Genomic DNA, 4,555 nt, shown 5'->3' with positions numbered 1-4,555 from the left:
CAATATGCCAATTTGAAAATGTGCCAATGGTACGAAGAGAAAATTATTAAAACGATAAAATAAAAATGATGAAGAGATTTTATGAGAAAATGAAGGACAGCGGATTATTCGTGTTAATAATCATGCTGTTGTGTTCCGTATTCGGGGTGATGGATGCGGGAGCGATGACAGCCGATGTAGCCCCGGCTGTGGAAATAGAGTTCTCGAACGGGAAGCCGCAGGGCGTAGCCGCACATGGGGACGGGGCCAACCGTCATGAGGGGATGTCGGTAGAGTTCACGGAGGATAACGTAGAAAGGCTGCTGCTGGAGCAAATCGACTCGGAGATCGTAAAGATCAACCGTTACAGGTATCCCCTCGATACCATCGCCCGGAGTATAGGCAAAGCCCGTACAAAGAACAGCAAGTCTCAGGTGGTTACTTATTACAGTGTCGCCACCTTACCGTCCGACAGTATAATAACAACCGCATTTGCAGGAGGCAGTGCGCAAACACCCCTTACTTTCGGTGAAGACGGGCAGGACAATGCACTTATAGCTATCAACCAGACCCTGATCGTAAAGGGGGTATTGGGATATAAGGTTAACGGCAAAGCAGGGACAAATGTACAGGATACACGGCCCTTATTGCTGTATGTCGTAGACAGGCACGCGGACGGAAGGCCTATTGTTATTGCCGTGAACGGGCAGGGCGCAGGCTTTACAATCCCGGCCATCCCGGCAGATTCGGAAGTTACCATAGCCGGACGCGCCGCTTCCGAGTTCCAGATACGCACCGATGTCTATAACATCCTGCCGACGCCTTCCAGCCAGTACCTCCAGAAGTTCATCGCGGAAGTGGAAGAATCCACCTTCTTCGAGATGCGCAATAAAGAGGTCAGGTGGACTATTTCGGATATTGTCCAGCAGGCCCTGGATCAGATGCGCAAGGAAACCAACAACTCATACTGGCGTTCATCGGCTGCAATCCGCAATGTCAAGAACAAATACAACAGGAAGCCGGAAGATACCTATTTTACGGAGGGGATATGGACACAGGCGGGAAAAGACCTGGACGCCGCCGGAACAGGCATTACCGCATCCCTGCTTATCGACTGGATGAATGCGGGGTTTAGCGATAACGCCGCCTCCGATACCAAACTGATGATGTGCTCTCCCGACTTTATGGCCGAACTGTGCAAAGCGCCGTTGACACAGAATATGTGGTATGGCTCAAAGAAAGACTTCTTCGGGCTGAAAGTAACCCCCATCGAATCGCCTTTCGGGACGCTCGTGCCTATACTGGATAAGTCGATGGTCGAGGCCGGGTTGCAGGGATGCGCCTATATGCTGGATGCCGACTATATGACAAAATGGACGATGGGATGGCGTTCTGAAAAACTGGATAATGTAAAGAACGGGGAAGCCGATAGCCAGGGCAGGCTGCTGATCGAAGCCAGCGGCCTGACATTATCATTCCCTGACGCCCATGCCAGGTTATATTTAAACCGTTCACAATTCGAAGGATAACAATATGAGGAAAGTATATTTTTCAAAGGATAAGGCCAAAATCGTTTTCGCCGTAAAGTTAAGCGGGGGAGTTAAGAATGTTACGTTCTCGAATTTCGGGGGCTCATACGCTACTTCCTGTAAGGAGGAGCAAAAGGCGATAGAGGACAGTTTTTATTTCAAAAGGGGACTGGTCTATACGGCATCAGGCACTGACGGGGAACAAAGCGAGGAAGAGGAAGAAAGCGGTTCGACGGAAATAGGGCATGTAACCAATATACAGCAGGCAAAGGAACTGCTCCGGTCGAGCCCTTACAATATCCCGTACCAGCAGTTAGGCACTCCGGAGAAAATACTCAGGGCAGCCGGGGAACTGAATATTTCATTTCCGAAGCTCAAATTATAAGGCAGTTTATACACTCAGGTAAAAAGGTAAAGCAGGTATGAAGGCAGAATTTACAGCGCGTGTGATGCAGGTAATGAATGAGACCGGATGGGACGATTCAGGCCCGGAGGCTTTTATAGGTTCGGATACGACAAAGGTGGAAAAGCATATAGGGGCCGTTTTTGCAGATGCATGGCGGAAAGCCGTCAACCTGCTGCCCAGGACATATTTCACCGTCAAAGACTTTTCCGGGCAGGCAATTTCCCCTGATATATCCAAAGGTACGGGATATGTGGTTTTGCCTCCAGACTTTTACAGGCTGGCCTCGTTCAGGATGAAAGGATGGCAAAAGGCGGCCGAGACGCTCTATGACAGTTCCGATCCCATTGCATCTATACAGGCGAACGAATATACGCGCGGGAATATCTGCCGTCCGGTATGCGTGAGGAATATACTTCAAACGGATGAAGGGATAAGCACCGTACTGGAATATTACTCCCTCCCCAAAGGATATAAGCATGAAATATCGGAAGCCCTGTACATACCCGTTACCGCTCCGCTTAGTGACGGTACTGTCATAAGTGACAAGCTGTTTATCCCCCTGGCGTACCTGTGCGCAGGCATGGTGTTCGATCTGTTTGAAAAGCCCGCAATGGCGAAAGTAATGGAAACCAGGGCAATGGAATGTGCTAATACCAATTAGCTAATATGCTAATTATCTAATGTGCCAAACAACGTTCGCCGAAGCGTAGGCGAGGCAATATGCCAATATGAAACAACGTTCGACGGAGTGTAACGTAATCAAAATGTGCCGATGAACAGATGTCAGCAAAATGGATGCGGGGATAGTATCCCTCCTTACGACTTCAATAAAATACCATTGCTCAGGTATCAGAAAAAGCCTGTGGTCTATATCGACGACCTGTATATAAAATATCCGCAGGGGGGAGAGGCAGGGTGGTACGCCCTTGTATTATCGGAAGGCAATTTTGCCTACTGGAATATGGAAGAAGATAAGTGGCGGTTTACAGGTGCAGGCGGGGCATATGTGAACTTCTACACCGATACGCAGATACTGACTTCCGTATCCGGTATAATCCCTATGGGTACGACAACGGTAAGCATATCCGCCTCGGAAACGCTCTCGCTTGTCCGGCTGGAGAAATTAAAGCCCGGTTATGTTATGAGTATCCGTGTACGCAATACTTCGCAGACGCTGGTATTCGTAACCCTGCCTACCTCGGAGGAGTATGAAGTGGACAAGTGGTATCAGGCAGCTATTTATCCGGGTATGGTAACGGAGTTTATTATCCGGTGTTTTGCTCCGGGAAAGTATGCAATAACCTATATCATTCATAAGAAGTCGGAGATAGTCCCTTCACCGGGCAGCGCAGTATATGATGCAGGAGGGAATGTGATATAACAATGGGTCAATTTATTAATGTGCCGATGTGCCAATTTAATTAGCAAATGTCAGATCAGCTAATTAGCAAATGAATAAACTGTCGCTTCGCGCCAATTGGCACATCGGCATATTAAACAATTATAACATTAAAAAATATGGCAACAACAAAACAGATAACGGTAACGGGCGTAACAACCGGCGTAAGCTGGACAGCCTCTTCCAATCAGGCATGGTGTACCCTTACAGGAGGAACCGGTACGGGCAACGGCAGTTTTACAATCGCATGTGCTGCTTACACATCCACATCGGCAGACAGGTCTGCAACGGTAACAGTGACGCCTTCGGACGGGGGAGCCCCGGCAACGGTAGCGGTAACACAGAAAGCGCGGTCGGCTGTAGTGGTAAACCCTACAACAGTCACATTCGATGCTGCGGGGAATGTACTTTCATAATCAATGTGCAGATTAGCAAATATGCCAATATGCCAATGACGCAAGGCGGTGAAATAAAAAAGGTAAGACTGCATAAAAGAGAGATACAGCCTTACCGATTTGAAGTGAAATCCCAGAGAAATTTCGATGTAAATATATGAATAATCAGCGAATGGGCAAATTCAATATGCCGATATGCCAATAAACTAATATGCCAATGATACGGAGTCAGTAATTACCATTGGCACATCGGCACATTTTCAAATTATCACATTAATATATGGCAACAAAGCAAAAGATAATAATAACAGGTATAGAGGACGGTGTAGCCTGGCAGGCTGTCTCCAACCAGGAATGGCTGAAAGTAACGGATATTGTGGCAACTGCCGTTGAAGACTCGTTTAACGTATCGGTAGACCCGAACAGCGCAAGTGAAGTCCGCACGGGAATAGTTACCGTCATCCCTTCCGACAACGGGACAAACGGACTTGTCAATGTATCGCAGCAGGGGGCGGTTATCTATACCCTCTCCATAAGCCCTACGACAAAATCGTCGCCTGCCGCCGGGGAAACCTTCGCTATTACCGTTACAAGCAATACATCATGGACGGTGTCGCTTCCGGGATGGTGCACAGCGAATGTTACAAGCGGTACGGGCAACGGGACAATCAACGTAACGGTAACAGGCAATACAGGCGGTCAGAGAATTGGCAACATCGTTGTCACAGCCGGAACATTAAATGCTGCATGTGCTGTTACACAAGCCGCTTATGTGGCTCCAAATATATCCATAAGCCCTACAACAAGATCGTCACCTGCTGCCGGGGAAACGTTCACTATTACCGTT

The 4,555-nt window shown here is 48.1% G+C and carries 6 protein-coding genes; all 6 read left to right on the top strand.

From position 1 onward, the window contains the following. Positions 1 to 65: 65 nt before the first annotated feature. Positions 66 to 1,508, top strand: a complete 1,443-nt coding sequence (locus ACFO6W_RS25980) for an SU10 major capsid protein (protein ID WP_380002038.1) — start codon at positions 66 to 68, stop codon at positions 1,506 to 1,508. 4 nt (positions 1,509 to 1,512) lie between these two features. After that, entirely contained in the window at positions 1,513 to 1,893 is a 381-nt protein-coding gene (locus ACFO6W_RS25975; RefSeq protein WP_380002036.1) for a hypothetical protein, read from the top strand. Positions 1,894 to 1,930: 37 nt separating this feature from the next. Then, complete coding sequence (locus ACFO6W_RS25970; protein ID WP_380002034.1) at positions 1,931 to 2,575, top strand: hypothetical protein; 645 nt, start codon at positions 1,931 to 1,933, stop codon at positions 2,573 to 2,575. Between the two features lie 111 nt (positions 2,576 to 2,686). Next, positions 2,687 to 3,295 carry a hypothetical protein gene (locus tag ACFO6W_RS25965; RefSeq protein WP_380002032.1) on the top strand — a complete coding sequence of 203 codons (609 nt, stop codon included), beginning with the start codon at positions 2,687 to 2,689 and terminating at the stop codon, positions 3,293 to 3,295. A gap of 137 nt (positions 3,296 to 3,432) precedes the next feature. Then, on the top strand, positions 3,433 to 3,729 hold the full coding sequence (locus ACFO6W_RS25960; RefSeq protein WP_380002030.1) for a BACON domain-containing protein: 297 nt from the start codon (positions 3,433 to 3,435) through the stop codon (positions 3,727 to 3,729). Between the two features lie 259 nt (positions 3,730 to 3,988). Then, positions 3,989 to 4,555: BACON domain-containing protein (locus ACFO6W_RS25955; RefSeq protein WP_380002028.1), on the top strand; the 567-nt coding region annotated here is incomplete at its 3' end.

The organism is Dysgonomonas termitidis (assembly GCF_042654545.1).
GTDB lineage: Bacteria > Bacteroidota > Bacteroidia > Bacteroidales > Dysgonomonadaceae > Dysgonomonas > Dysgonomonas termitidis.
The sequence above is the reverse complement of the archived record's forward strand: the minus strand, read 5'-3'. Positions and strand labels throughout refer to the sequence as shown.